Annotated in this window: 26 protein-coding genes; 12 read left to right on the top strand and 14 right to left on the bottom strand. The window is 70.8% G+C overall.

Annotated features, from left to right (window positions below; translation table 11 throughout):
• The first annotated feature begins 145 nt into the window (after positions 1-145).
• The 5 genes from coaBC to ACFOD4_RS09575 all read left to right on the top strand — a co-directional run bounded on the left by coaBC (position 146) and on the right by ACFOD4_RS09575 (position 4340).
• The gene (gene coaBC, locus ACFOD4_RS09595; RefSeq protein ID WP_379595927.1) at positions 146-1366 is read left to right on the top strand and encodes a bifunctional phosphopantothenoylcysteine decarboxylase/phosphopantothenate--cysteine ligase CoaBC; all 1221 of its coding nucleotides are present in this window, start codon (positions 146-148) and stop codon (positions 1364-1366) included.
• Positions 1363-1812: a dUTP diphosphatase gene (gene dut / locus ACFOD4_RS09590; RefSeq protein WP_379595925.1), complete on the top strand. Its 450-nt coding sequence runs from the start codon at positions 1363-1365 to the stop codon at positions 1810-1812. The genes coaBC and dut overlap by 4 nt, the downstream gene beginning before the upstream one ends.
• Before the next feature lie 213 nt (positions 1813-2025).
• Complete coding sequence (locus tag ACFOD4_RS09585; RefSeq protein ID WP_379595924.1) at positions 2026-2853, top strand: HesA/MoeB/ThiF family protein; 828 nt, start codon at positions 2026-2028, stop codon at positions 2851-2853.
• Positions 2850-3233 carry a DsrE family protein gene (locus ACFOD4_RS09580; RefSeq protein WP_379595922.1) on the top strand — a complete coding sequence of 128 codons (384 nt, stop codon included), beginning with the start codon at positions 2850-2852 and terminating at the stop codon, positions 3231-3233. The genes ACFOD4_RS09585 and ACFOD4_RS09580 overlap by 4 nt, the downstream gene beginning before the upstream one ends.
• Positions 3234-3302: 69 nt before the next feature.
• Positions 3303-4340: an SH3 domain-containing protein gene (locus tag ACFOD4_RS09575; protein ID WP_379595920.1), complete on the top strand. Its 1038-nt coding sequence runs from the start codon at positions 3303-3305 to the stop codon at positions 4338-4340.
• A gap of 31 nt (positions 4341-4371) precedes the next feature.
• Here the strand turns inward: ACFOD4_RS09575 and ACFOD4_RS09570 are convergent, their stop codons facing one another.
• From ACFOD4_RS09570 to ACFOD4_RS09540, 7 genes are all read right to left on the bottom strand, one after another.
• Positions 4372-5229, bottom strand: coding sequence for a SirB1 family protein (locus tag ACFOD4_RS09570; protein WP_379595918.1), 858 nt, complete (start codon positions 5227-5229; stop codon positions 4372-4374).
• 67 nt (positions 5230-5296) lie between these two features.
• A complete protein-coding gene (locus tag ACFOD4_RS09565; RefSeq protein ID WP_379595916.1) occupies positions 5297-5677 on the bottom strand; it encodes a histidine triad nucleotide-binding protein in 381 nt (126 codons plus the stop codon).
• A 27-nt stretch (positions 5678-5704) separates the two neighbouring features.
• Positions 5705-6244 carry a phosphoribosyl-ATP diphosphatase gene (locus ACFOD4_RS09560; RefSeq protein ID WP_379595914.1) on the bottom strand — a complete coding sequence of 180 codons (540 nt, stop codon included), beginning with the start codon at positions 6242-6244 and terminating at the stop codon, positions 5705-5707.
• Positions 6245-6248: 4 nt separating this feature from the next.
• Complete coding sequence (hisF, locus tag ACFOD4_RS09555; RefSeq protein ID WP_379595912.1) at positions 6249-7025, bottom strand: imidazole glycerol phosphate synthase subunit HisF; 777 nt, start codon at positions 7023-7025, stop codon at positions 6249-6251.
• Positions 7026-7119: 94 nt separating this feature from the next.
• A complete protein-coding gene (locus ACFOD4_RS09550) occupies positions 7120-8052 on the bottom strand; it encodes a 2-keto-4-pentenoate hydratase (RefSeq protein WP_379595910.1) in 933 nt (310 codons plus the stop codon).
• A gap of 117 nt (positions 8053-8169) precedes the next feature.
• Complete coding sequence (locus tag ACFOD4_RS09545; RefSeq protein ID WP_379595908.1) at positions 8170-9174, bottom strand: Bug family tripartite tricarboxylate transporter substrate binding protein; 1005 nt, start codon at positions 9172-9174, stop codon at positions 8170-8172.
• A gap of 80 nt (positions 9175-9254) precedes the next feature.
• Positions 9255-10076: a TrmH family RNA methyltransferase gene (locus ACFOD4_RS09540; protein ID WP_379595906.1), complete on the bottom strand. Its 822-nt coding sequence runs from the start codon at positions 10074-10076 to the stop codon at positions 9255-9257.
• Between the two features lie 165 nt (positions 10077-10241).
• Between ACFOD4_RS09540 and cuyA the strand changes: the two genes are divergently transcribed.
• The 4 genes from cuyA (at position 10242) to ACFOD4_RS09520 (ending at position 14835) form a co-directional block, all read left to right on the top strand.
• Positions 10242-11246, top strand: coding sequence for a D-cysteate sulfo-lyase (cuyA, locus tag ACFOD4_RS09535; RefSeq protein ID WP_379595904.1), 1005 nt, complete (start codon positions 10242-10244; stop codon positions 11244-11246).
• Positions 11247-11331: 85 nt separating this feature from the next.
• Positions 11332-12204 carry a branched-chain amino acid aminotransferase gene (locus ACFOD4_RS09530; RefSeq protein WP_379595902.1) on the top strand — a complete coding sequence of 291 codons (873 nt, stop codon included), beginning with the start codon at positions 11332-11334 and terminating at the stop codon, positions 12202-12204.
• A gap of 31 nt (positions 12205-12235) precedes the next feature.
• Positions 12236-12994 (top strand): RluA family pseudouridine synthase, encoded by a 759-nt coding sequence (locus ACFOD4_RS09525; protein WP_379595900.1) that lies wholly within the window; start codon positions 12236-12238, stop codon positions 12992-12994.
• A complete protein-coding gene (locus ACFOD4_RS09520) occupies positions 12994-14835 on the top strand; it encodes a chloride channel protein (RefSeq protein WP_379595898.1) in 1842 nt (613 codons plus the stop codon). Before ACFOD4_RS09525 ends, ACFOD4_RS09520 begins: the two co-directional genes overlap by 1 nt.
• Before the next feature lie 16 nt (positions 14836-14851).
• Here the strand turns inward: ACFOD4_RS09520 and ACFOD4_RS09515 are convergent, their stop codons facing one another.
• Positions 14852-15547 carry an aspartate/glutamate racemase family protein gene (locus tag ACFOD4_RS09515; RefSeq protein WP_379595896.1) on the bottom strand — a complete coding sequence of 232 codons (696 nt, stop codon included), beginning with the start codon at positions 15545-15547 and terminating at the stop codon, positions 14852-14854.
• Positions 15548-15660: 113 nt separating this feature from the next.
• Here ACFOD4_RS09515 and ACFOD4_RS09510 point away from each other — a divergent pair, with 113 nt between their 5' ends.
• The gene (locus ACFOD4_RS09510; protein ID WP_379595894.1) at positions 15661-16650 is read left to right on the top strand and encodes a P1 family peptidase; all 990 of its coding nucleotides are present in this window, start codon (positions 15661-15663) and stop codon (positions 16648-16650) included.
• Here ACFOD4_RS09510 and ACFOD4_RS09505 read toward each other — a convergent pair.
• Positions 16647-17201, bottom strand: coding sequence for a cob(I)yrinic acid a,c-diamide adenosyltransferase (locus ACFOD4_RS09505; protein ID WP_379595893.1), 555 nt, complete (start codon positions 17199-17201; stop codon positions 16647-16649). The genes ACFOD4_RS09510 and ACFOD4_RS09505 overlap by 4 nt on opposite strands.
• A 10-nt stretch (positions 17202-17211) precedes the next feature.
• Entirely contained in the window at positions 17212-18099 is an 888-nt protein-coding gene (locus tag ACFOD4_RS09500; protein WP_379596073.1) for a cation diffusion facilitator family transporter, read from the bottom strand.
• 179 nt (positions 18100-18278) lie between these two features.
• Here ACFOD4_RS09500 and ACFOD4_RS09495 point away from each other — a divergent pair, with 179 nt between their 5' ends.
• Positions 18279-19145, top strand: coding sequence for a manganese catalase family protein (locus ACFOD4_RS09495; RefSeq protein ID WP_379595891.1), 867 nt, complete (start codon positions 18279-18281; stop codon positions 19143-19145).
• 39 nt (positions 19146-19184) lie between these two features.
• On the opposite strand, the gene metH is transcribed toward ACFOD4_RS09495, so the two are convergent.
• Both metH and ACFOD4_RS09485 read right to left on the bottom strand, forming a co-directional pair.
• A complete protein-coding gene (gene metH, locus ACFOD4_RS09490; protein WP_379595889.1) occupies positions 19185-22685 on the bottom strand; it encodes a methionine synthase in 3501 nt (1166 codons plus the stop codon).
• A 16-nt stretch (positions 22686-22701) separates the two neighbouring features.
• A complete protein-coding gene (locus tag ACFOD4_RS09485) occupies positions 22702-23655 on the bottom strand; it encodes an ArsR/SmtB family transcription factor (protein WP_379595887.1) in 954 nt (317 codons plus the stop codon).
• A gap of 29 nt (positions 23656-23684) precedes the next feature.
• Between ACFOD4_RS09485 and ACFOD4_RS09480 the strand changes: the two genes are divergently transcribed.
• Positions 23685-24047, top strand: a complete 363-nt coding sequence (locus ACFOD4_RS09480; protein WP_379595885.1) for a hypothetical protein — start codon at positions 23685-23687, stop codon at positions 24045-24047.
• A gap of 7 nt (positions 24048-24054) precedes the next feature.
• Here ACFOD4_RS09480 and ACFOD4_RS09475 read toward each other — a convergent pair whose 3' ends face one another.
• Positions 24055-25254 (bottom strand): MFS transporter, encoded by a 1200-nt coding sequence (locus ACFOD4_RS09475; RefSeq protein ID WP_379596072.1) that lies wholly within the window; start codon positions 25252-25254, stop codon positions 24055-24057.
• 106 nt (positions 25255-25360) lie between these two features.
• A complete protein-coding gene (locus ACFOD4_RS09470; protein WP_379595883.1) occupies positions 25361-26608 on the bottom strand; it encodes a NupC/NupG family nucleoside CNT transporter in 1248 nt (415 codons plus the stop codon).
• Positions 26609-26613 lie beyond the last annotated feature (5 nt).

The following is a 26613-nucleotide window of genomic DNA, read 5'->3' as shown; positions in this document are numbered from 1 at the left end:
CAACCTCTCGGTGAGATGCTACTTCGCAGCCTCTCGCCCTGGACGACATCAGCTCTTTGCGGAAGCGGATTTAGCGGCTCTGCAGCCAAGTTTCAGCACGAGCTAACCGCTTCCCGCATGGCTCCCTCCGGTTTAGCTTTCTGCAATGCTCGATGGAAAACGCATCCTCCTCATCGTTTCGGGCAGTATTTCCGCCTACAAGGCGTTGGAACTGACGCGGCTGCTGCGCAAGGCAGGAGCCTCCGTCACGCCGGTGCTGACGCAGGGCGGGGCCCACTTCGTCACTCCGCACGCGCTCCAGGCCATTGCCGGGGAAGCGGTGCACCAGGATCTGTGGTCGCTCGCCGCCGAGGCCGAGATCGGCCATATCCGGCTGGCCCGGCTGCCGGACCTGGTGGTGGTGGCGCCGGCCTCGGCCGATCTGCTGGCGCGGATGGCGCATGGACTGGCCGACGACCTGGCCACCACCCTGCTGCTGGCGACCGACCGGCCGGTGCTGGTGGCGCCTGCGATGAACTGGGCGATGTGGGCGCATCCGGCCACGCGGGCCAACATGGCGGCACTGGAAGCCCGGGGGGTTCGGGTGATCGGCCCGAACACTGGTGCCATGGCCGAGGCGGAAAGCGGCCCCGGGCGCCTGGCCGAGCCGGCGGAGATGCTGGAGGCCGTTGCCCGCCTGCTGGGTGCCGCGCCGCCTGCCCTTCCCGCTCCGTTGGCGGGACGGCATGTGCTGGTGACCTCCGGCCCGACACAGGAGCCGATCGACCCCGTGCGCTACATCACCAACCGCAGCAGCGGCCGGCAGGGACATGCCATCGCCGCCGCCCTGGCCGCGCTGGGCGCGCGCGTCACCCTGGTTTCCGGCCCCGTTGCGCTGCCCGACCCGCCGGGCGTGGGCATGGCGCGGATCGGGACGGCAAGGGAAATGCTGGCGGCCTGCGAGGCCGCGCTGCCCGCCGACGCGGCCGTTTGCGCGGCCGCCGTGGCCGACTGGCGCAGCGCCGGGATGGCCCCGCAGAAGCTGAAGAAGGTGCCGGGGCAGCCGCTTCCGCCCCTGGAGCTGGCACTGAACCCGGATATCCTGGCGACGCTCTCGGCCCATCCGCGGCGGCCACGCCTTGTGGTCGGCTTTGCCGCGGAAACCGAGAATGTGGTGGCCAATGCCGTGGCGAAGCGGCAGCGCAAGGGATGTGACTGGATCGTGGCGAACGACGTGTCGGGCGATGTGTTCGGGGGCAGCCGCAACGCGGTGCATCTGGTGACGGCGGGCGGGGTGGAGGATTGGCCGGACCTGCCCAAGGAGGAAGTGGCGGCGAAGCTTGCGGCGCGCGTGGCCGAAACCCTGGCCGGCGGAGCCGAGGCATGAGCCGCGCCACGGTGGCCGTTCGCCGTCTGCCGCATGCCGAAGGGCTGCCGCTGCCCTCCTACGCCACCGCCGGCGCCGCCGGCTTCGATTTGCTGGCGGCGGTGGCCGAGCCGTTGACCCTGAACCCCGGGGCGCGCGCGCTGGTGCCCACCGGGCTCTGCGTCGCCCTGCCGACCGGGCATGAGCTGCAGTTGCGCCCGCGCTCCGGCCTGGCGCTGAAGCACGGCATCGTGCTGCCCAACAGCCCCGGCACCATCGACGAGGATTATCGCGGCGAGGTGCAGGTGATCGTGATGAATGCCGGCGACACGGCCTTCACCATCGAGCGCGGCATGCGCATCGCCCAGGGGGTGCTGGCGCCCGTGACCCGTGCCGACTGGGCGGAGGTGGAGTTCCTGCCGGATACAGCGCGCGGCGCCGGAGGCTTCGGCAGCACGGGGCATTGAGGAACGGCCGGGCGGCGGTTCCACCATCCCGGCCCTGCTGAACACCGACGGTGCGCACCGCCACGCCATGGCCTTGGCCAAGGAAGGCGCCGTCCCCGGCTGGCCCGGTTCCCGGCCGCTCAGGCGAATTCCCGCTCCCACGGGCAATGGAAGACGTGCGGAAGGGGAGCGCCCCCTGGCGCTGGGCGTGCCGCCGCCCTTATCGTCGCCTGCATGGATCTCGATTTCACCGAAGCCGAGCTGCACCGGTATTCCCGGCACATCCTGCTGCAGGAGGTGGGGGCCGTAGGGCAGGCGCGGCTGCGGGCCGCGCGGGTGCTGGTGGTGGGCGCGGGCGGGCTGGGATCGCCGCTGGCGCTGTACCTGGCAGGGGCGGGAATCGGCACGATCGGGCTGGTGGATGATGACCGGCTGGAATTGTCCAACCTGCAGCGGCAGGTGGTGCACGACACGCCGCGCATCGGCCGCAACAAGGCCGACAGCGCGGCCGAGACGATCCTCCGCCTGAATCCCGAGGTTGCGGTGGAGGTGCATCCACGCCGGCTGGACGCGTCCGCCGCGGAAGAGCTGATCCCGCGCTACGATCTGGTGTGTGACGGCACGGATAATTTCGCCACGCGCTTCCTGCTCGGCGATGCCTGCCACCTGCTGGGGCGCACCCTGGTTTCGGCGGCGGTGCTGCGCTTCGAGGGGCAGCTTTCGGTCTACAAATCCCATCTGGGGCGGAACTATCCGTGCCAGCGGTGCCTCCACCCGGAGCCACCGCCCGCGGGGCTGGTGCCGAGCTGTTCTGAGGCAGGCGTGTTCGGCGCCGTGACGGGGGTAATGGGCACGCTGCAGGTCACCGAGGTGCTGAAGGAGATCCTTGGCATCGGGGAAAGCCTGGCGGGGCGGCTGCTGATCTGGAACGCGCTGGAGGCGCGGTTCCGCACCATCCGGCTGCCGCGCGACCCGGCCTGCGCGCTGTGCGGAGATGCGCCGACCATCCACGGGATGGAAGCGCATGGCGGAGCCTCCCGCCCGGCCTGCGCCGCGCGGTGAGCGCCCAATCGCTTCCGCTGGGCATCCTGTTGCGCTCGGGCGGGCATGAGGCGGCGCACTACGCACTGGTTCTGGCCACGGGCGCGGCGGCGGTGGGGCGACCGGTTGTGCTGTTCAGCACCAATGGGGGGTGCCGGCTGATGCTGCGGGGCCTGCCATTGGCCGCCGACCCGCGCGAGGCGCTGCTGGCCGGGCGGGGCGTGGCTGGCATCGGCACGCTGTGGGAAGCCGCTGAGGAACTGGGCATCCGCATGATGGCCTGCGAGGCGGGGCTGCGCGCCGAGGGGATCGATCCTGCCGCTCTGGTGCCCGGGGTGGAGCTGGCGGGAGTGGTGAGCTTCCTTTCGGCGACAGGTGCGGGACAAATGCTGTCGCTGTGAGGAAAGTCGTCGATTCGTTGCGTTTGTCCGCTTGACCGCAACCTTGCCTTGCGCGCCATGATCCCCGCCATGGCTTGGCTTCGTTTCACCTCCCCTGTTCTGATCTCCCCCGTTCTGGCGCTGCTGCTGGCCTGGCCGGCGGTGGCGCAATCCAGCCTTGGAGGCTCCAATCTGGGGGGCTCCAGCTTGGGTGCCCCGCAGCCGGGCGTGCCGCAGCCCGTTCCGCGCGGCACGGCGCCGCCGGCGCCGCAGCCCTCGCAGGTGCTGCGGCCACCGCCGGGCGCGGTGCCGCAGCGCCCGTCGGCGCCAGCGCAGCCTTCCGCCACGCGGACACAGGAGGGGCAGGCCCGAAGCCAAACGGCGCCCAGCCCGGGCAACCGCCCCCAGGCCCCGGCCAGCCAGGCCCAAGGCAATCAGGCCCAGCCGGCGCAGGGAAGCCAGAGGTCCGCGCCGGCGACGCCCCGCGGCGATGCGCCTGCGCGCAATGCCACGCAGCGGCCGGCATCCCAATCCCGGCCGACGCCGACCGAGGCATCGCCCCGCACACCGGTGAAGCGGCCAGGGGCAGCGGCGGGGGCGGCGGCCGGAGCGGCCGCAGGTGCGGCGGCGGGCGCAGCGGCCGAGGTTCCAGCCTCACCCGCGCCAAGCCGGCAGGAGCTGGACCAGCCGGGCGTCGGCACCGCCACCGGGTTACCCGTGCCGCGTTTCGTGTCCTTGCGTAGCAGCGACGTGAATCTGCGCATCGGTCCCGACACGCGCTTCCCGATCGAGTGGAGCTACCAGCGCCGCGACCTGCCGGTGCTCATCATCCGCGAATACAACCAGTGGCGCCGCATCCGCGACATGGACGGAACGGAGGGCTGGGTGCATCAATCGACCCTGGCCGGCCGCCGCACCTTTCTGGTGACGGCCAAGCACGAGCTGATCCTGCGCGGCGCGGAAGCGGAGAGCGGTGCCGTGGTGGCCAAGCTGGAGCCGGGGGTGGTCGGGCGGCTACGCGCTTGCCGGACCGGCAGCACTTGGTGCCAGGTTCAGGTCAGCGGGCACGAGGGTTTCCTGCGCCGCGCCGATCTGTGGGGGCTGCTGCCGGACGAGGCGGTGGAGTAGCAGCGCGCCACCCCTTCGTTCCGACGGTGCTTCAGTTCAGCCTTTGGCGCAACTCGGCGGCCATGGCACGGGCGCGCCGGGCGGCCTCGCCCTCGGCCGGGATCAGCGCCAGGTAGCGGTCGATGCAGGTCAACGCCGCGCCGATGCGGTCGAGCCGCTGGTTCATCAACGTGGCTTCGCGCCACAACGCAGCGGCGGCGGGGGCGAAGCGCAGCATGTCCTCCGTTGCCGTGAGCGCTCCCCGCACATCGCCCGCCTGCAGGCGCCGCAGCTTGAGATTGTTCTGCAACCGCAGCAGCACGGCGCGGCGCGGCACCGGGGCGGTTTGTTCCGGCCGCAGCTCGGCCTGCGGGCCCTGCATGCGCTTCAGGATGGCGCGCAGGGCAGGGGCGGCGAGCGGCTGCGCGGGCTGGTAGGGATCAACGATGCAGGGCCCGTCATGCCCTTCCAGCGCGATCAGGAAGTGGCCGGGGAAATCGAGGCCCCACGCGTTCCACCCAGCGGCTTCGGCCGCGTGCAGCCAGATCAGCCCCAGCGCCACGGGCAGGCCGCGCCGGCGCTCGGTGACGCGGATCAGGTTGGCGTTTTCCGGCGCGTCATAGGTTTCGGTGTCGCCACGGTAGGAGAAGCGCTGCTCCAGCACTGCGCGCAGCACGGCGGCTCGCCGCTCGGCATCGCCTTCATCGGCCGCCTTGTTGGCGGTGGCGGCGTCCACCGCGGCGCGGGCCACCTCGGACAGGTGCGCGGCGGCGGCGGCGGCATCCGCGTCCGGCGCATCGATCCGCGCCAGCTGCAGGGCAATGTTGGCGAGGTCCAGCTCCTCATCCGGGAGCTGGCCTGCGGCGTCGAGCGCGTGGCGCGCCTCTGCTTCGGCGGTGATGTCGGCCATGACCATCGTCATGTTGCTGTGCCGGCGCCCTGGATCAAGGGGCGGAAGCGTCAGGGCGGCGGCGGGCTCAGCCGCGCACCAGCATCGGACCCAGCGGCTTGCCGCCGAAGATGTGCACGTGGAAATGCGGCACTTCCTGCCCGGCATCGGCGCCCATGTTGGTCAGGATGCGGTAGCCCTGCCCTTCCAGCCCGAGTTGCCGCGCCACCTGGCCCACAGCGCGCCAGAAGCCGGCCATCTCCTCCGGCCCCGCCTGCGCAGTGAAATCGGCGGCCGAGACGTAGCGGCCCTTGGGAATCACCAGCACATGCACCGGCGCCTGCGGGGCGATATCGTGGAAGGCCAGCGCGTACTCGTCCTCATGCACTTTCCGCGACGGGATCTCGCCGCGCAGGATGCGGGCGAAGATGTTGCCCTCGTCATAGGGCGGCAATCCGGAGACGGGCATGGGCGGCTTCCTTCTTGGCGGCTGGCTTCAGGGCAGCTTGGTGGTGTCGGCGGCGCGCAGGATGCCCTTGGGACGGGCGGCCTTCTCGGCAATGCCCGAGATCCCTTCCCGCCGCGTCAGCTCGGACCACACCTCCTCTGGGCGGATGCCGGCATCCACCCAGACCACCATCAGGTGGTAGAGCAGGTCGGCGCTTTCCAGGATCAGCTCCGGCCGGTTGCCCTGCGTCGCCTCGATGACGCATTCCACCGCTTCCTCGCCCAGCTTCTGCGCCACCTTGGCGGTGCCGCGCGCCATCAGGCGGGCGGAGTGGGAGTTGGCGGACTCGCCCGCCGTGCGGCGCGATTCGATGGTGTCCCACAACCGTTGCAGCACCTCGATGTCGCCCGGCGCCGGCACGTCGAGCGGAGCCAGGTGCTTGCCGGCGGCGCGCAGCACCGCCTTGCGCGGCGCACCGCCGGCCAGGATCTGGTCCGGCATGGGCAGCACCGTGGCCGTGCGCTTCTTGGTGCGCGGCGCGGCGGCGGCCTTGCTCTTCACCGTCTTCTTCTTGGTGTCCTTCGCCATTTGATCAGCCAGCCCTCGCAAGCGGAAGGGGCCGCACCGGCAGCCCGGCGGCGGCAAGGGCCGCCTTGGCCTCGCCGATCCGCATTTCCCCGTAATGAAACACACTCGCGGCGAGCAGGCCGGTGGCCCCGGCCTCCGCGCCTTCCACGAAGTGCCGCGCCTCACCCACGCCGCCGGAGGCGACCAGCGGCAGGCGCACCCGCCCTCGCAGCGCCCGCAGCAACTCCAGGTCGAAGCCGGACTTGGTGCCGTCGCGGTCCATCGACGTCACCAGCAATTCCCCCGCACCCAGGCTTTCCATGCGCCCGGCCCATTCCACGGCGTCGATGCCGGTTTCGCGCCGGCCGCCATGGGTGAAGATCTCCCATCGACCGGGCGCAACCGTTCGCGCGTCGATGGCGACCACGATGGCCTGGCTGCCGAAGGCCTCGGCGGCGCGGCGCACCAGGTCGGGGTCGGACACGGCCGCGGAGTTGATGCTGGCTTTGTCGGCACCGGCCAGCAGCAGGCGTCGCACATCCTCCACCGAGCGGACGCCGCCGCCGACGGTGAGGGGAATGAACACCTCGGCCGCCGTGCGCGACACCACGTCGTAGATGGTGTCGCGATTCTCATGCGTCGCGCCGATGTCGAGGAAGGTGATCTCGTCCGCGCCTTCGGCATCGTAGGCGCGGGCCTGCTCCACCGGGTCGCCGGCATCGCGGAGGGCAACGAAATTGACGCCCTTCACCACGCGGCCATCCTTGACGTCCAGGCAGGGGATCACGCGCAAGGCCAGCATCGCGACCCTTTCACAGCCACAAGGTCAACAGAGCCTGCCGGATGCAACGTCGTGCCGCGCCGGTCAAGCATGGACTCCTGTCACGTCCGGCCGCCTACTGCAAAGCGACGGAAACATGCAGCGGCTCGGCCAGGAGCCCGGTGTAGGTAACGGTGTAGCGGCGCCCGCCCTCGGCCGGCAAGGCGGGGGAGAAGCCGCCGAGCGAAACCAGATCGCCCGCCTGCAAGGCCGTGCCGCGCGAGGCCAGCTCCCCCACCAGCCAGGGAATGACGTTCAGCGGATGGCCGAGCAGCGCGGAGCCGGGCGCGGAAGCCAGTTCCTTGCCATCCGCCTCCATCCGCACCGTCATCTCGCCAAGGCGCCGGGCAAACTCGGCCGTGGCCTCGGGCGCGACGGGCTCACCCACCACGCCGAGCCGGGCACCGACACCGATTGCGACGAGGTTCGGCCCGTTCATCTTCGACAGGTCGTCGAAGGCCAGATCGGGCATCTCGATAAAGGGGATCACCTGGTCGATGTGCTTCAGGATCTCCACCGGGTCCTTGCCCGCCTGGGCGATATCGGCGTCCTTGATCCGCACGATCAGGTCGGCCTCGATCGCCGGGCTGGCGCCGAACTTGGCCGGCAGCGTGGCGCCGGACTTCGCCCGCACCGTTTCGGCATAGATCGGCGCCGCCACCGGATGCTCGGTGCCGAAGCGCTTCTGAGCGGCCGCGTTGGTCAGCCCGACCTTCCATCCCACCGTCTCGCCCAGTTTCGGCTTCAGCGCCGCGACCAGCTTGCCCTGGGCGCAGAGCGCGTCCTGCATCGACAGCGCGCGGCCGAAGGGCGTGACCGGGGCGCCCGCCAGGAGCGAGGCCGCCATGGCCTGCATTGCCGCATCGTCGGGGCAGGTCAGCTCCGGCGGCGGAGCCGCAGCGGCGGCTGGCGCGGCGGGCAGCAGCATCGCGCCGAGCGCGAGGGCCGGCGCGGCCAGCGCCGCGGGCCTGGAGGTGGAGGAGGGGCGGGTCTTCGGATCGCGGCGCATGGGAGAATCGCCCTTTTCTCGGTCGTGGCGAAGCATCATCGGGCCATTGGGGGCGGGGGGAAAGGACGCCTTGCCGGGACATACCGGCGATAAGCCAGGCGCCCCGCCCTTTCGGACCTATTCGAGGCTGGCGCCGGATTCCTCGACCAACGCCTTCCAGACCTGCTCCTGGCCCTTCTGGTAGGCGCCGTACTCGGCCGGGCTGCGGTCCACCACCGTGGTGAAGCCGTTGGGCTCCATCTTGGAGCGGAACTCGTCCGTGTCGACCACCTGGAGGATGGCCTGGTGCAGGCGGGCGATGCGGTCCGCCGGCGTGGCGGCGGGAACGTTGATGCCGTACCAGGATTGCATGTCGATGCCGGTGCCCGGCAGCAGTTCCTTCATGCCCGGCACGTCCTTCAGCTCGGGGGCGAAGGTGGTGCGGTCGGCGGAGGCGGCGGCCAGCACGCGGATGCGGCCTTCGCGCACATGCACCATGGACAGCGGAATGACGTCGAACATCATGTCCACGTTGCCGGCCAGCAAGTCCTGCAGCGCCGGGGCGCCGCCGCGGTAGGGAACATGGGTGATGTCGGCGCCTGTCGCCTTGCAGACCCGCGACAGGGTCAGGTGGCTGACGGTGCCCGTGCCGGAGGAGCCCATGGTGAGCTTGCCCGGATCCTTCTTGGCGGCCGCGATCACCTCGGCAAAGCTCTTGTAGGGGCTGTTGCCGTTCACCGTGAGGTAGACCGTGCCGGTGGTGACGCGGGTGACGGGCGCCAGGTCGGTGATCGGGTCGATCGGCATCGACTTGGTGTAGAGGAACTTGTTGGCCGCCAGGATGGAGGCGGAAGCCAGCAGCATGGTGTGGCCGTCAGGCTCGGAGCGTGCGGCCTCCGCCGCGCCCAGATTGCCGCCGGCGCCGCCGCGGTTGTCCACCACCACGGTCTGGCCCAGCACCGGCTGCAGCGCCTGGGCCATCAACCGGCCCGTCATGTCCACCGACCCGCCGGCGGCGAAGGGCACGATCAGCCGCAGAGGGCGGGACGGAAAGCTGGCCTGCGCCCGCGAAATGGCGGGAGCCGCGAGAAGCGCGGGCAAGGTGGCGGCGGCGCCCAGAACGGCACGGCGGCGAATCGTCATGGTCTTGGGAACTCCGGTGGGATCCGGGGGTCGGTTCTGACGCAGCCGGTTCTCCGCTTCAAGCAATCATGACGTGCCGGTCACCCCCGCCCGGTCAGGGCGTGGATCAGAACCGCCGCGGCCACGGACACGTTCAGGCTTTCCACCGCGCCCGAGCCGGGCAGCGTCACCCGCGCGGCGCAGGCGGCGACCGTGGCACCCGGCAAACCCTGCTCCTCATTGCCCAGCACCAGGGCCACCGGGCGGCCGGCGGGCAGCGCGGCCCGGATCCCGGCCGGCGCCAGCCCGCCACGCGCCACCGCCGCGACGGTGAGGCAGTGCGGCGCCAGCCGGGCCAATGCGGCCGGCAGGTCCGGCGTGCGGACCAGGCCCAGCGCCTCGAGCCCGCCTTCCGAAGTGCGGTAGGCGGCGTCGGACAGGCCGGCCTGGCGGGGATCGCCCGAGAGCATCAGCCCGCCGCAGCCGAAAAACGCCGCCGAGCGGGCGATGGCGCCAAGATTGTGCGGGTTGCCGATGCCGTCCAGCACCGGCAGCAGCCCGGCGCGGAACATCGGCTCCGGCAGGATTTCGGGCAGCGGGTCGGGCAGCAGGGACACGCGGCGCGGCGTGGCGATGGCGACGATGCCCCCGTGGTGCGCGGTGCCGGCGATCTTCGCCAACTCGTCGGCGGGCACTTCGCGGTAGGGCTTCTTTTCCCGCGCCAGCCGGGCACAGAAGCCGCCGGCCTCGGCGCGGCGGGCCTCCAGGTAGAAGAGGCGCAGAATGGAATCGGGCCGGTGCGCAAAGGCGCCGGCGACGGCAGCAAGGCCGCAAAGCCGGTCGGGTTCCGGCAGGGGCGGCCGCACCGGGCCAGGCGGCGGTGGCTTCGGGGCGGAACGGCGGAGGACGGGAGGCTGCGACATGCGGCGCGGCTTAGCACGGGCGGGCGGACGCGGCCCCTCCCCTTTCATCCACCCGTCCGGGCCGGGGTTTGCGGCGGGGCGCGGCGGGCCTAGGCTTCGCGCCCCCGGCGGCCACCCGGCGTGCCAGGCAAAGCTTTGACCACAAGACTGTTCGGAGGACCCGCCATGAACCTCGCCCGCTTTCCGCGCATCCGGCTCGGCCACATGCCGACGCCGCTGGAGCCGATGGACAACCTTTCCAAGCATCTCGGCGGGCCGCGGCTCTGGATCAAGCGCGACGACGCGACGGGGCTTGCCACCGGGGGCAACAAGACCCGCAAGCTCGAATACCTGATGGCCGAGGCGTTGCAGCAAGGCGCCGACATCGTGATCACCCAGGGCGCCACCCAGTCGAACCATGCGCGGCAAACCGCGGCGGCGGCGGCCAAGCTCGGCCTCGGTTGCCATATCCTGCTGGAAGACCGCACCGGGAACACCGAGACCGCCTATACGCAGGGGGGTAACGTTCTGCTGGACCTGCTGCACGGTGCCGAGATCAGCCGCTTTGCCGGCGGCACCGACATGGCCGCCGCCATGGAGGCACGCGCGGCCGAGCTGAAGAACGCCGGCCGCAAGCCCTACATCATTCCCGGCGGCGGCTCGAACCCCGTGGGTGCGCTGGGCTACGTCAACGCCGCGCTGGAGCTGGTGAACCAGGCATCCGAGATGGGGCTTCGCATCGACCGCGTGGTGCACGCGACCGGGTCGGCCGGCACCCAGGCGGGGCTGGTGGCCGGGCTGGTCGGGCTGAATTCCGGCATCCCGGTGCTCGGCATCGGCGTGCGCGCCCCGCGCCCGCAGCAGGAAGCCAACGTGCTGGGGCTGGCGCAGCGCACCGCAGCGCATCTCGGCCTGCCGGAGGGCACGGTGAGGGCTGAGCATGTGGTGGCCAATTGCGACTATGTCGGGCAGGGCTACGGCATCCCGACCGAGGGCATGGTGGAGGCGATCAAGCTGCTGGCCGAAAAGGAGGGCATCCTGCTCGACCCCGTGTATTCCGGGAAGGGCATGGCCGGGCTGATCGACCTGATCCGCAAGGGGCAGTTCGGCCCGGACGAGAACATCGTCTTCATCCACACCGGCGGCGCGGTGGGTTTGTTCGCCTATCCGGACATCTTCGGCGCGAACTGATGCCGGGGCGGGGTGGCCCGCCCTTCAAACCGCGGGCGGGGCATGTCACTGTTCCGCCCGATCGCGGAGCCTGAGGGAGGAAAACATGGCAGGCGTCTTCTGGCATGACGGAAAGTGGCTGACCGAGGAGCCGAAGGTGCTCGGACCCATGGACCACGCCTTCTGGCTCGGCTCCATCCTGTTCGACGGGGCGCGCGCCATTCGCGGACTGGTGCCGGACCTCGACCTGCATTGCCAGCGGGTGATCCGCTCGGCCCATGCCATGGCGATGCAGCCGACCCACAGCGCCGAACAGATCGAGGCGCTGTGCCGCGAGGGCGTGGCGATGATGCCGGCCGATGCCGAGCTGTACATCCGGCCGATGTTCTTTGTTCGCAAGGGGATCGGCGCGGCGCAGCCGGATGGCTCCACCACCGAGTTCATCCTGTCGATCTACGATTCGCCGATGCCGGACGTGTCCAAGGGCTTCTCGGCCTGCATGGTGCCGTTCCGCCGCCCGGCGGCCGACATGGCGCCGACCGACGCCAAGGCGTCCTGCCTGTACCCGAACTCTTCCCGCGCCGCCGGCGCGGCGCGGGAGCGCGGCTTCGACAATGCCGTGATGCGCGACCACGAGGGCAACATCGCCGAGTTCGCCACCTCCAACCTGATGCTGGTGAAGGACGAGGTGGTGATGACGCCGGTCTCCAACGGCACCTATCTGGCCGGCATCACCCGCTCCCGCGTGCTAGGGCTGCTGAACGCCGCCGGGATCGAGGCGCGGGAGTGCGTCGTCACCGAGCAGATGCTGCACGAGGCGGACGAGATCTTCGCCACCGGCAATTTCGGCAAGGTGCAGTTCTGCACCAATTTCGAGGGCCGCACTCTGCCGATCGGGCCGGTCGCGCAGAAGGCGCGCGCACTGTACTTCGAGTGGGCTGAGCGCACGTCCCGCATGCTGCCCGCCGCCGCAGCCTGATGTGGCGCGGGCCGCTCCGCCTGTGGGCCGGATGCCCCGCCCCACGCCGAACCGCGTGCGGCGCGGCGATGCCGGGGGCGGGGCCGGAACCGGGCTGAAGCGGGAAACGCCACCGACCTTCCCGCTGCCCGCCATCCTGGCGGAAACGGACACCGTGCTGGTGATCAACAAGCCGGCTGGGCTGCCGGTGCATGCCGGGCCGCGCGGCGGCCCCAGCCTGGAGGCGCTGCTGCCCTCCCTGGGGGTGGGCAGGCGGCGCGTGCCGCAACCGGCGCACCGGCTGGACACCGATACGGCAGGCTGCCTCGTGCTGGGCCGCACCAAGCCGGCGCTGGCTGAGCTGGGCGCGTTGTTCGCGGGCGGACAGGCGCGCAAGACCTACTGGGCCGTGGTGCATGGGGGGCCATCGGCGCAGTCGGGCCGCATCGACCACCCGCTGCGCAAGGTGAGCAGCGCCGCCGCCGGCTGGCGGATGGAGGCGCATCCCGATGGCCAGCCTGCCCTCACCCGGTGGCGGGTGAAGGGACGCGGTGAGGGCCTCGCCTGGCTGGAGCTGCGCCCAGAAACCGGGCGCACCCACCAGCTTCGCGTGCATTGCGCCACGGAAGGCTGGGCGATCCTGGGCGATCCCTTCTATGGCACGGCAGTGCCGCCTGGCTTCCATGCAGGGCTGCACCTGCTGGCCCGTGCCATCCGGCTGCCGCTCGATCCGGTGCTGGAGGCGGTGGCGCCGGTGCCCCGTGCCCTATGCCCCGCCTTTGCCGCCTGCGGCTGGAAAGAGTCCGATTGATGTCCGCCGCCGGCACCCGATCCGCTTCGCGGCCCGCCATCCGTGTGCGCTGGGCACGGCGCCGCTTCCGCCGGGAGGCCGCCCTGATGCGCCGCCGGGTGCAGGAGCGCTTCACCTCCTCCACCCTGCGCGACGCGGTGCGGCAGAGCGAGCTGGGCATCATCGCGCTCGGCATCGCCGCGGGTGGGCTGGCGGGGCTGGTGGCCTCGCTCCTCGGCCTGGCGGCGAAGGGCGTGCACTGGCTGTTGTTCGGGCCGGAAAGCGCGCACGGGTTGAGCGCCATTCGCGATGTCGAACCGCTGGTGCTGCTGCTGGCGCCTGCGGCGGGCGGGTTGCTGCTCGCCGGGTTGGGCCTCGTCGTCCAGCGCTACTGGCCGCGCTCGCCCATCGATCCGATCGAGGCCAATGCGCTTCATGGCGGGCGCATGTCGCTGAGCGATGCGGCGGTGGTGGGCGCGCAGAACCTGGTGTCCAACGGCTTCGGCGCCTCGGTGGGGCTGGAGGCGGCCTACACCCAGGCGGGGGGCGGCATCGCCTCGCGGCTGGGGCGCGCCTTCGGGCTGCGGCGCGGCGACCTGCGGGTGCTGGTGGGCTGCGGCGCGGCGGGGGCCATCGCGGCCTCGTTTCAGGCGCCGCTGACCGGCGCGTTCTACGCCTTCGAGCTGGTGATCGGCGCCTATGCCATCGCGCATCTGGCGCCGGTGGTGGCGGCGGCGGTGACGGGCACCATCGTGTCCCGCGTGCTGGGCGGCACCACGCCGGTGATCTCGGGCGGGGTGGCGCCGCCCGACTGGGATGACGGGCTGATGGCACTGGCGGTCGGGCTGTGCTGCGGGCTGGCCGCCATCGCGCTGATGCGCGGCGTCACCTTCACCGAGGCCGGGCTGCGCCGGGTGATCCCCTGGAGCTGGCTGCGGCCGGCGGTGGGCGGGCTGATGGTGGGTGCGCTGGCGCAAGCGACGCCGGCTGTTCTGTCGGCAGGCCATGCCGCGCTGCACGTGACCTTCATGGTCGAGGGGCCCGCCCTTCCGCTGTTCATCCTGCTGGTGCTGAAGGCGCTGGCCTCGGCCATCTCGATCGGCTCCGGGTTCAGGGGCGGGCTGTTCTTCGCCTCGCTGCTGCTGGGGGCGCTGCTGGGCAAGGTGATGGCGGTGCCGGCGGCGATGCTGGGGATCCAGGTGGATCCGCTGCTGACCGCGATCGTGGGCATGAGCGCCTTTGGCGCGGCGGTGATCGGCGCGCCACTGGCCATGACCTTTATCGCGCTGGAAACAACCGGCGACTTCGCCGTGGCCGGGGTGGCCGTGGCAGCGGTGCTCGTTTCCACCACCATTACGCGGCGGCTGTTCGGCTATTCCTTCGCCACCTGGCGCTTTCACCTGCGCGGCGAGGCGATCCGTTCCGCCCACGATGTCGGCTGGCTGCACGACCTGACCGTGGGCAAGCTGATGCGGCGCGAGGTGCGCACGGTGCGGAGCGACACCCGCCTTTCCTCCTTCCGCCGCGACTTTCCGCTGGGCGCCACGGAATACGTGATCGCGCTGGACCGGGCGGACCGCTACGCCGGCCTGATCCACGTGGCCGAGGCGCACAGCCAGGAGGCCGACGAGGCCGAAACCGTGGAGGAACTGATCCACCTCGCGGACCAGGTGCTGCTGCCGGCGCAGAACGCAAAGCAGGCCATGGCGCTGTTCGACGCGGCGGATGCCGAGGCGCTGGCGGTGGTGGACCAGCGCGACACGTCGCGCGTGCTGGGGCTGGTGAAGGCGAGCTATCTGCTGCGCCGCTACAGCGAGGAGCTGGACAAGCGGCGGCAGGACGAGCTGGGGCTCTCCGCCTGAGCGCGGCGCCGATGCCTCAGCCGGCGAGGGCCGCCGCCACCGCGGCTTCCGCATGCAGGGCCGTGGTGTCGAACAGCGGCACCGGGCTGTCCCCGGGCCCCAACAGCAGCATGATCTCGGTGCAACCCAGGATCACCGCCTCCGCGCCCTGCTCCACCAGCCGGCCGATGACGGCGCGGTAGGCCTCCCGCGATTCGGGCCGGACCTCGCCGGCCACCAGTTCCTCGTAGATGATGCGGTGGACGGTGGCGCGGTCGGCCTCGCCGGGCACCAGCACCTCCAGCCCATGGCGCGTGGCCAGGCGGCCCTTGTAGAAATCCTGTTCCATGGTGAAGGCGGTGCCGAGCAGGCCCACCCGGCGGAAGCCTGCTTCGCGGATGCGCTCCGCTGTGGGATCGGCGATGTGGAGCAGCGGCACGCCCACCGCGGCCTGCACCTCGGGCGCCATGCGGTGCATGGTGTTGGTGCAGATCAGCAGCACCCCGGCGCCGGCCGCTTCCAGCCGGCGGGCGGCATCGACCATGCGGTCCGCCAGCGCGGGCCAGTCGCCACGATGTTGCAGCGCCTCGATCTCGGAGAAATCGAAGGACCATAGCAGACAGCGCGCGGAAGCGGTCGGCCCCAGCCGGTCGCGCACACCCCGGTTCAGGATCCGGTAGTACTCGGCGGAGCTTTCCCAGCTCATGCCGCCGATCAGGCCAATCATCCGCATGGCGAGGCTCCTGCTGCCTGCCCTGTCCTACCCTGTCCCCGCTTGCGGCGGAACGGTTGATCGTCGCTGCGCGGCGCGACAGGCTGCTCACCCCTTGAGGAGGCCAGGATCGCATGCTGAACCTGCTGACCGACATTCCCGGCCTGCGCGTCGGACACGCCACCGACCTGGCGCTCGGCTCGGGCGTCACCGCCATCCTGTTCGACACGCCGGCCACGGCCTCGGGCGTGATCGGCGGCGGCGCGCCGGGCGGGCGCGACACGGAGCTGCTGCGCCCGGAGATGAGCGTGGGGCAGGTGAATGGCTTCGTGCTCTCCGGGGGATCGACCTTCGGGCTGGATGCGGCGGGGGGCGTGCAGGCGGCGCTGCGCGAGGATGGGCGTGGCCTTGCCTTCGGCCGGATGCGCATCCCCCTGGCGCCGCAGGCCATCCTGTTCGACCTGCTGAATGGCGGCAACAAGGATTGGGGGCGGTTCAGCCCCTACCGCGAGCTGGGCTACGAGGCAGCGCGCGCGGCACGGCCGGGGAACTTCGCGCTGGGCTCGGTGGGCGTTGGGACCGGGGCCACCACGGCAACCGCCAAGGGCGGGATCGGCTCGGCCAGCGCGTTGACGCGGGCGGGGCACCGCGTGGCGGCCATTGTCGCGGTGAACGCCCTGGGCTCGGCGCTGGTGGGGGAGGGGCCGCATTTCTGGGCCGCGCCGTTCGAGGAAGGAGCAGAGTTCGGCGGGCTTGGCCTGCCCATTCCGATGTTGCCGGAGCACCGGGCGCCGCGGTTGAAGGGCCTGAGCGGGACGGCCACCACCATCGGACTGGTGGCGACGGATGCGGCGCTGGACAAGGCGCAGTTGCATCGCCTGGCACGCATGGCGGATGACGGCATCGCCCGCGCCATCCTGCCGGCCCACGCGCCGCTGGACGGCGACACGATGTTCGCCGCCAGCACCGGAGCGCGGGCGCTGGGCAACGCGGTGGCGGAGCTGACGGAGATCGGCCATGCCGCGACGCTGGCGGTGGCCCGGGCCGTGGCGCGCGGCGTGTTCGAGGCCACCGCCCTGCCCTGGCCGGACGCGATGCCGGCCTGGAAGGACCGCTTCGTTTAGCCTCCGCCGCCCGGCACCCAGAGCACGTCGCCACCTGCATTCAGCGCCCGTGACAGCACGAAGAGGTGGTCGGACAGGCGGTTCAGGTACCGGATCGCCGCCGGGTTCACCGCCTCCGCGGCGGCCAGGGCCACCACCACGCGCTCGGCCCGGCGTGCCGTGGTGCGGGCCAGGTGGGCATGCGCCGCGGCGGGCGTGCCGCCGGGCAGCACAAAGGAGCGCAGCGGCGGCAGCTTCGCGTTCAGTGCGGCGATCTCGGCTTCCAGCCGGGCGCAATGGGTGTCGGAAACGCGCAGCCTGCCCTCCGCCTCCGTGCCCGGCACACACAGATCTGCGCCAAGGTCGAACAGGTCGTTCTGGATGCGCGCCAGCATCGCGTCCCGCGGATCGCCGGCCGTGTGCAGGCGGAGCAGGCCGAGCGCGGCATTGGCCTCGTCCACCATGCCGATGGCCTCGACCCGCAGGGAATCCTTGGCCACGCGCGTGCCGTCGCCGAGCGAGGTCTGCCCGGCGTCGCCGCCGCGCGTGGTGATCACATCGAGCCGGACCATGCGCCCTCCTTCACAGCACCAGCACGCCCTGGTGCTTGGCCTTCATCTCCGGCTCCACATGGATGGTGATGACGGCGGTTTCCAGCTCGGCCTTCAGCGCGACCTCGATGCGGTCGCAGATGTCGTGCGCCTCAGCCACGCGCATCTCCCCGGGCACCACGAGGTGGAACTCGACAAAGGTGGTGCGGCCGGAATGACGCGTGCGCAGGTCGTGCGCTTCCAGCGCGCCGGCCGCTTCCTGGCTGACCAGGCAGCGGATGCGGGCCAGCAGCGCGGGCTCCACCGCCTCGTCCATCAGCCCGCCAACGCTTTCCCGCAGCAGGCGGCCGCCGGAGACAAGGATGTTCACCGCCGTCAACGCCGCCAACAGCGGGTCGAGCCACAGCACGCCGGTAAGCGCCACCGCGCCGACGCCGGCCACCACGCCCACCGAGGTCACGACGTCGGACACCAGGTGGCGCCCGTCGGCGACCAGGGCGGGAGAGCGCAGGCGGCGCCCCTCGCGCAGCAGCCACCAGGCCCAGACACCGTTGATCGTTGTGGCCAGCACCGACAGGGCGAGGCCCGGCCCCGGCATGTCCGGCGCGGAGGGCGCCCAGATGGCGCCCCACGCTTCCCGCAGGATCAGCAGGGCGGCGACAACGATCAGCACCCCTTCGAGCACGGCGGAAAAATACTCCGCCTTGGCATGGCCATAGGGATGGTTGGCATCGGGCGGCGTCGCGGACAGATGCACCGCCACCAGGGCAGCGCAGGCCGCCGCCACGTTGACGATGGATTCCAGCGCGTCGGCCAGCAGCGCGACGCTTCCCGTCACCCACCAGGCCGCCCCCTTGATGGCCAGAACGACCATGGCGACCGCCAGACTGCCCATCGCCAGCTTCGCCGCGCGTCCGATCACAATCCGTTTTTCCCGCCGCCACTGCGGCGTCTGAAAACCATCCCCGCAAGAGCCGCGCAACCGTTAAATGCCAAGCAGCAGCCGCCCCTCGCGGCAGATCTGCCTTTTGCCGCGCGGCAACTTTGCGCCATCGGCGCGGCTTCGGATGGCGGGCCTTCCACGAGGAGAACACGCCTATGTATTTCCACGACAAGCGTCTTCAGTATCCGGTTCGTGTTGAGGCGCCCGATCCGCTCTTCGCGCGTCAGCTGCAGCAGGCGATCGGCGGCGTGGAGGGCGAGATCCGCGTCTGCCTCCAGTACTTCTTCCAGGCCTGGGGCGCGCGCGGACCGAACAACAAGTGGCGCGACATGCTGTTGCACACCGCGACGGAGGAGATCGGCCATATCGAGATGCTGGCCACGGCCGTTGCGATGAACCTGGAGGAGGCGCCGCTCAGCCTGCAGGAGAGCGCGGCGGAGGCCAATCCGGTGGTGAACGCGGTGATGGGAGGCGAGCGGCCGCGCCATGTGGTTGAGGGCATGTTGCAGCGGCACCTGCTCTCCAGCGGCCTGGCGGCCATGCCGGTGAATTCCGACGGCGTGCCCTTCGACTGCTCGCACGTCTATGCCAGCGGCAACCTGGCCGGTGACATGTACGCCAATGTCGCGGCCGAGGCGACGGGTCGGACGCTGGCCGTGCGCCTCTACAACGCCGCGCACGATTCCGGCATGAAGGACATGCTGAGCTTCCTGATCGCGCGCGACACCATGCACCAGCAGCAATGGCTGGCGGCGATCGAGGAGCTGGGCGGCGCGGCCGCGCTGCCGATCCCCAACAGCTTCGACCAGGCGATGGAGAAGGAGGAGTTCAGCTATGTCTACATGGGCACGGAGGTGAATGGCGCACCGCCGCCGACCGGCCGCTTCAACACCGGCCGTTCCATGGACGGAAAGGCCCAGTTCTCCACCATCCAGTCCATGCCGCTGGGTGAGGAGCCGGTGCTGGGCCCGGCCCGGCCCACCTCTGGCGCGCAGGCGGAGCAGATCGGGCCGAAGCGGTAGCGGCAGGCCCGGCCGGGGCCTGCGCGCCCCAGCCATCGTTCAGACGGAAAAGTACTTCGCCCGCGGGTGGTGCAGCACGATGGCGCTGGTGGATTGCTCCGGATGGAGCTGCCACTCGTCGCTGATGGAAACGCCGATGCGCTCCGCGCCGAGCAGCTTCAGCAGGGGCTCCTGGTCCTCCAGCCGCGGGCAGGCGGGATAGCCGAAGGAATAGCGGCCGCCGCGATAGGATTGCGACAGCATCTTCTCCATGTCGCGGTCATCCTCCCCGGCATAGCCGAGCTCGGCCCGGATGCGCTTGTGGACGTACTCGGCCATTGCCTCGGCCATCTCCACAGACAGGCCGTGCAGGTAGAGATAGTCCTGGTAGCGATTGTTCTCGAACCAGTCGCGCGCGATGTCGCTGGCCTTCTGGCCAACGGTGACGACCTGCAGGCCGATGACATCGCGGTTCGCGGGCCCGTCGCCGATGTCGCGCACGAAATCGGCGATGCAGTCGCCATCCTGCTTCGGCTGGCGCGGCAGGGTGAAGCGGCCGACTTCTGTTTCGCCATCCTCCTCGAACAGGATGACGTCGTTGCCTTGGCCGGCGCATTTCCAATAGCCGTAGATGGCCTGCGGCGTGAGGATCTGCTCCGCCTCCGAAAGCGCCAGCATGCGCTTCAGCACAGGGCGCAGCTCCTGCTTCGCCCAGCCGATGAAGTCTTCCAGGCTGCGGCCCTGCTTCCGGAATCCCCACTGGAACTGGTAGAGCGAGCGCTCATTGACGAAGGGCACGATGGCGCGCGGATCGGCCTGCACGATGCGGGAGCCCCAGAAGGGCGGCACCGGCACGGCCTCCTCCGCCGTCAGGCGGCGGCGCCGCTCGGCGGCATAGCCCAGATCCACGGGCGCGAAGCCGCGCGGATCGGCGGTGCCCAGCGTGCGCGTGCTGTTCTTGGACTTGCCGGAGCGCTTGGATTGCAGCGCGGCCAGATAGTCCTCGAAGCCGTTGCCCATCACCTTGTCCATCAGGTGCAGGCCGTCAAAGGCATCGCGGGCATAGGCGACCTTGCCGTTGGCATAGGCGCGGACGCAATCATCCTCGACGAAGTTGCGCGTCAGCGCGGCGCCGCCGAGCAGCACCGGCACCTCGACGCCCTGGCGCGACATCTCCTCCAGGTTCTCCTTCATCACCACCGTCGACTTCACGAGGAGGCCGGACATGCCGATGGCATGCGCCCGGTGCTCGCGCACCGCGGCCACCATGTCGTTCAGCGGCACCTTGATGCCGAGATTGACGACCTTGTAGCCGTTGTTGGTGAGGATGATGTCGACCAGGTTCTTGCCGATGTCATGCACATCGCCCTTCACCGTGGCGAGCACGATAGTGCCCTTCTCCTGCCCCTCGATCTTCTCCATGTGCGGCTCGAGATAGGCGACGGCGGACTTCATCGTCTCGGCCGATTGCAGCACGAAGGGGAGCTGCATCTTGCCCGCGCCGAACAGCTCGCCCACCACCTTCATGCCGTCGAGGAGGATGCCGTTGATGATGTCGAGCGGCGCGATGCCCTTGGCCAGGGCGTCGGCCAGCTCGTCGTCCAGCCCCTTGCGGTCGCCATCGACGATGCGGTCCTTGAGGCGGCCCTCCACCGTCTCGGCCTTCACCTTCTTGGCGGAATCCGCCGCCTTGCGGCCGGCGAACATCTCCAGCAGCTTCTGCAGCGGGTCGTAGCCTTCCTCGCGGCGGTCGAAGATCAGGTCTTCCGCGACCTTCACCTCTTCCGGCGGGATGGAGTGCAGCGGCTTGATCTTGGAGACGTGGACGATGGCGCCGGTCATGCCCGCCTTCACCGCGTGATCCAGGAACACGCTGTTCAGCACGTGGCGCGAGGCGGGATTCAGGCCGAAGGAGATGTTGGACAGGCCGAGGATGATCTGGATGTCCGGGAACTTGTCACGGATCATGCGGATGCCTTCCAGCGTCCACAGGCCGAGCTTGCGGTCATCCTCGTTGCCGGTGGCGATGGTGAAGGTCAGCGGGTCGATCAGCAGGTCGCTTTGCGGCAGGCCGTGCTTGTTGCAGGCGAAGTCCACCAGGCGCTCGGCGATGCGCAGCTTGTCTTCGGGCGTCTTCGCCATGCCGACCTCGTCAATGGTCAGCGCGATCACCGCGGCGCCGAACTTCTTGGCGAGCTTCAGGCGGTCCGTCGCGTGGCCCTCGCCATCCTCGAAGTTGATCGAGTTGATGATCGGCTTGCCGCCATGCAGCTTCAACGCCGCCTCGATCACCGGCGTCTCGGTGCTGTCGATCACCAGCGGCGCGTTGACCGAGCCGGTGAAGCGGCGGACCACCTCGTTCATCTCCGCCATCTCGTCGCGGCCGACGAAGGCGGTGCAGATGTCGAGGGAGTTGGAGCCCTCGCCCACCTGTTCGCGCCCGATGGAAACGCAGGCATCCCAGTCATGCGCCGCCTGCCGCTCGCGCCATGCCTTGGAGCCGTTGGCGTTGCAGCGCTCGCCGATGGAGAAGTAGCTGTTCTCCTGCCGGAGCGTGGTCGCGCCGTACAGGCTCGCCACCTGCGGCACCCAGTGGACGCGGCGCGCAACCGGCGCGGGGCGGAAGCGGCCGCCATCCACCCGGCGCAGCATGGCGTCCAGCGCCTGGATGTGCGGAACCGACGTGCCGCAGCAGCCGCCGATCAGGTTAACGCCGTCCTCGGAAACGAAGCGCTCCATCCAGGAGGCCATTTCGGCAGCGCCCAGCGGATAGTGGGTCTTGCCATCCACCAGCTCGGGCAGGCCGGCGTTGGGCTGGCAGGAGATCAGGCCGGGCCAGTTCTGCGCCAGGTAGCGCACATGCTCGGCCATTTCCTGCGGGCCAGTGGCGCAGTTCAGGCCGATCAGCGGCACGTCCAGCGCCTGGATCACCGTGGTGGCGGCGGCGATGTCGGCGCCGACCAGCAGCGTACCGGTGGTTTCCACCGTCACCTGCACGAAGATGGGGATGTCGCGCCCGGCCTCGCGCAGGGCGATCTTGGCGGCGTTCACCGCCGCCTTGATGAACAGCGTGTCCTGGTTGGTTTCGGTCAGCAGCGCGTCGGCGCCGCCGGCGATGAGGCCGCGGCACTGCTCGGTCAGGGCTGCTTCCAGCGTGTCGTAATCGATGTGGCCGAGGGACGGCAGCTTGGTGCCTGGGCCGATATCGCCGATCACCCAGCGGTCGCGGCCATCGGCAAAGGTTTCCGCCGCCTCGCGCGCCAGCTCGACGGAAAGCTTGTTGATCTCGAAGGCGCGGGCGCCCAGCTCGAACTCTTCCAGCGTGATGGGCGAGCCGCCGAAGGAGTTGGTCAGCACCATGTCCGACCCGGCCTCGTAATAGCCGCGATGGATCTCGCGCACGAGGTCGGGACGGGACAGGCAAAGCACCTCGGTGCAGTTCTCCTTGCCCCAGTAATCCTTCTCGACGTCGAGCGTCAGCGCCTGGACACGGCTGCCCATGCCACCATCGCAGAGCAGGACGCGGTCGCGCAGGGCTTCCAGCAGAGGCGGACGGGCCATGGGAGGGGCCTCTCTTTCAGAGATTCAGAACGGGTTCGGGCGTGGCGCCGACCGGAACGGACAGACGCCGTGCCGGCCAGAGCCGCACCGGGATCGGGCCGCCGATCCCGACGGATGGAAGCGGGGCGCAGCCGGCCTGGCCGAACCATCCGGCCATGGCCGCATCGTCGAAGCCGGGCCAGCGATGCGCCAGGGTGTTCAGCAGATCGGTTCGCCCATGGGCGGCGAGGTCGATGACCACCAGCAGCCCGTCGGGCTTCAGCAGCCGTGCCGCCTCGGCCAAGGCCGCCGCCGGGTCGTCGGCGTAATGCAGCACCATCTGCAGGGTGGCGGCGTCGAATCCGGCATCGGGCAGCGGCAGGCGGTACATGTCGGCCAGCCGCACGGTGGCGTTGGGCAGGTCCCGCTCGCCCAGCCGCGCCCGGGCCAGCGCCAGCATCTCGCGGCTGGCATCGAGGCCGAGCACCGAGGCGGCGCGCGGCGCCATCACCTCCAGCAGCCGGCCGGTGCCGGTGCCGATATCGGCGACGCGGCCCAGGCGCTCGGGCAGCACCTCCAGCAACGCGGCCTCGATGGCGGCGGCGGGCAGGCCCAGGGCGCGCATCTCGTCCCAGTCGGCGCCGTCGCGGCGGAAGGATTCGGAGGCGGCCCGGGCGCGCTCGGCGGCGATGCGGGCGGCGGCCCGGCGGTCGGCAGCGACGGTCGGGTCGTCCTCCGGCAGGCGGGCGAGGATCTGACGGGCGATCTCGGCGCCGGGAGGCAGCTGGAAATACACGTTGGCGCCTTCCGGCAGGCGTTCCAGCAGGCGCGCCTCCACCAGCAGCTTCAGGTGGCGCGACAGGCGCGGCTGGGACTGGCCGAGGATGGCGCACAGCTCGGACACGCAGTAGGCACCGCGGGCGCAGAGGGCCAGCAGGCGCAGGCGGGTCGGTTCGGCGGCAGCGCGAAGTTGCGCCAGCAGAGGCTCCATGGGGTTGCGAATGACATAAGGATATCCTTATGTCCAGCGTCATGGCTTGGTCCCTCGATGCCCGCACCCCTGTCCGCCTGCTGAAGGCCACCGATGCACCACCGGGTTCAGTGCTGCTGGCCGAAGATGGTGCCGTCCTGCCCGACGCTCCTGCACGGGTCGAGCCCTTCGCGGCGCCGCCTCTCACCGCTCACCCGGTGGGCTGCGCATGCTGTCAGCCCCGGAACCCCGTATCCATTGCGCTGGACCGGTTGTTCCTGGCCCGGACCCGTGGCGAGGCGCCCTGGTTCACCGAGGTCGTGGCCATTGTGCGCACCGAGGCCGGGCGTGCCGCCATCGCCGCGGCGCTGGAGGGAGACAGCGTCACGCAGGCGCGGTTCCGCCCCGGCTGAGCCGGGTTCAGCCGAAGCGGCGCATCATCAGCAGGCCCGCTGCCCCAAAGGCCGCGAGCTGCGCCGCCATGACGAGAAAGGCCAGCTCGTAGCTGCCGCTCCAGGCGACCAGCGCGGTGAAAACCAGCGGCCCGCAGATCGATCCCGCGAAGCCGAACAGGCTGGCGGCGGAGGTGACGTCGCCCACCAGGTGCAGCGGGGCCACGCGGGCCAGCTCGGCGATGTGCACGCCGTTCCAGCCGATGGCGGTGATGCCCACCAGCGCGGCGCAGCCATGCAGCGCCCAGCGGCTTTCCCCGCCCAGCGTGACCAGCATCGCCACCGCCAGGGCGGAGATAAAGGCCTGGATGACGAGGTGGCGCAGGGCCTGCCCCATGCGATCAGCGAGCCAGCCGAGGGCGATGCGCCCGACCATGCTGGCGCCCTGCATCACCGCGACGATCAGCCCTGCCTCGGCCAGGGAGGCGCCGTGGCGGGTGACGGCGTAGGTGGCGGTGAAGGCCATCAGGCAGGATTGCAGCACGGAGAAGGATGCGCCGAGCGCGGTCAGCAGGGGAAGGGTGGGATGCTCGCCGAGGATGCGGGTCGAACGGGCCAGCATGGCGACCGAGAGCAGGGCACGGGCCCAGCCGGCCTGCCCTGCCCCGCGATCCTGGTCGAGCCGTGGCCGGAAGGGCTGCACCAGCAGGATGGTGAGCAGGGTGACGCCGATCACCGCCCACAGCGTGGCGGAAAGTCCCAGCCACATCACCAGCGGCGCGAGCACCAGCCCCGCCAGGGCGCCGCCCGCCGGCACCCCGGCCTGCTTGATCGAGAAGATGAGCGTGCGGTGCCGGGGCGGAGCGGCGCGGATCAGGATCTGGCTGCCGGCCGGGGTGTTGTGGCCGGTGCCGAAGCCGATGGCGAGCGCGCCCAGCAGGCCCAGCGCCGCCACCGGCTGCGACAGCGCCACGAGGCCGAGGGCGATGCAGGCCAGGGCGATCTGCAGGGTGCGGACCGGCCCGTAATGTCCGAGCATCGGCCCGCCGCAGGCCAGGCACCAGCAGATGCCGGCCGAGGTCAGGGCCGACACCACGCCGATGCCTTCCGGCGGCAAGCCGGCCCGGGCCATCAGCGGCGGGCCCAACAGTGGAACGGCGAGGGAGGCGAAGGAACTGACGGTCTGAACGAGCAGGGTCGCGGCAAGGGCGCTGACCCACAAAGGCACTGTCAAGGAACGGTTCCACCCTGATTGCTCGCCCGGTCCGTGCATGTGCCGGGCGTGCCGGCGAGTGTGACGGGAGCAGGGCGATCCGCCTAGAGCGGATGCCGCCTCAGGGCGGGGTGAGCAGCCCCGCCACCGCACCGGTCATGCAGCAGGCGATGTTGGCCGCCACCAACGCCGGCCAGCCCAGCCGCACCACGTCGGCGCGGCGCTCGGGGCACAGGGTGCTCATCCCACCCAGCATGATGCCCACCGAGCCCAGGTTGCTGAAGCCGCAGAGCGCGTAGGTCAGGATCAGGCGGGAGCGCTCGTCCAATCCGAGGCCTCCACCATTGGCGAAGCTCAGATAGGCGACGAACTCGTTCAGCACGACCTTGGTGCCGAGGCTGGCGCCCACGGTGGAAAGGTGCTCAGCCGGCACGCCCATCAGCCAGGCCAGCGGCTGGAACGCCAATCCCAGCCCGGATTGCAGCGTCCAGCCGGTGAGCGGCTCCAGCACCATGTTGACCAGCGCGGCGAGTGCCACGAAGACAATCAGGGTCGCCATCACGCCCAGCAGCAATTGCAGCCCGTCCTGCGTGCCCTGGACGATGGCTTCCATGGCGCTGCCATAGAGGGGCGGCGCGGCCGTCTCAACCTGGGGCAGGACCGGTTCGGCGAGCGGCGGGCGCATCAGGGCGGCCACCAGCACGCTGGCGGGGGCACAGATCAGGCTGGCTGTCAGCAACTGCCCCGCGGCACCCGGCACAACCGGCGCGAGCAGGGTCGCGTAGATCACCAGCATGTTGCCGGCGATGGTGGCGAGGCCCGCCACCATCACCATGAACAGCTCTGCCTGGCTCAGCCGGGCCAGCCAGGGCCGGATCAGAAGCGGTGCCTCCACCATGCCCAGGAACACGTTGGCCGCCACCGAGAATCCGGCGGCGCCGGAAATGCCGAAGGCGCGGCGCAGCAGGCCCGAAAGGCCGCTCACCACCGCGGGAAGGATGCGCCAGTGGTACAGCAGCGCCGACAGCGCGCCCACCACCAGCAGCAGCGGCAGCGCCTGGAAGAACAGGATGAAGCCGCCGCCCGGCACCGTCTCGGCGAAGGGCAGCGGCCCACCGCCCAGATAGCCGAAGACCAGGGAGGTGCCGGCGCGGGTCGCCGCCGACAGCGCGTCGACCCCCTGCCCCAGCCAGTTGAACGCCGCCCGCAGCAGCGGCAGCTGAAGCAACAACGCGGCCAGCACGACCTGCAGCCCGAGCCCGGCCCAGACGATGCGCCAGGGGACCGGCCGGCGGAAGCCGCCACAGGCCCAGGCCAGCGCGGCCAGCCCCAGCAATCCAAGGGCCGATTGCACCTGCAGCCAGCTCATGCGCC

Source organism: Teichococcus globiformis (assembly GCF_042646265.1).
Lineage (GTDB): Bacteria > Pseudomonadota > Alphaproteobacteria > Acetobacterales > Acetobacteraceae > Pseudoroseomonas > Pseudoroseomonas globiformis.
Note: the sequence above shows the minus strand (reverse complement) of the source record. Positions and strands in the feature narration are given on the sequence as shown.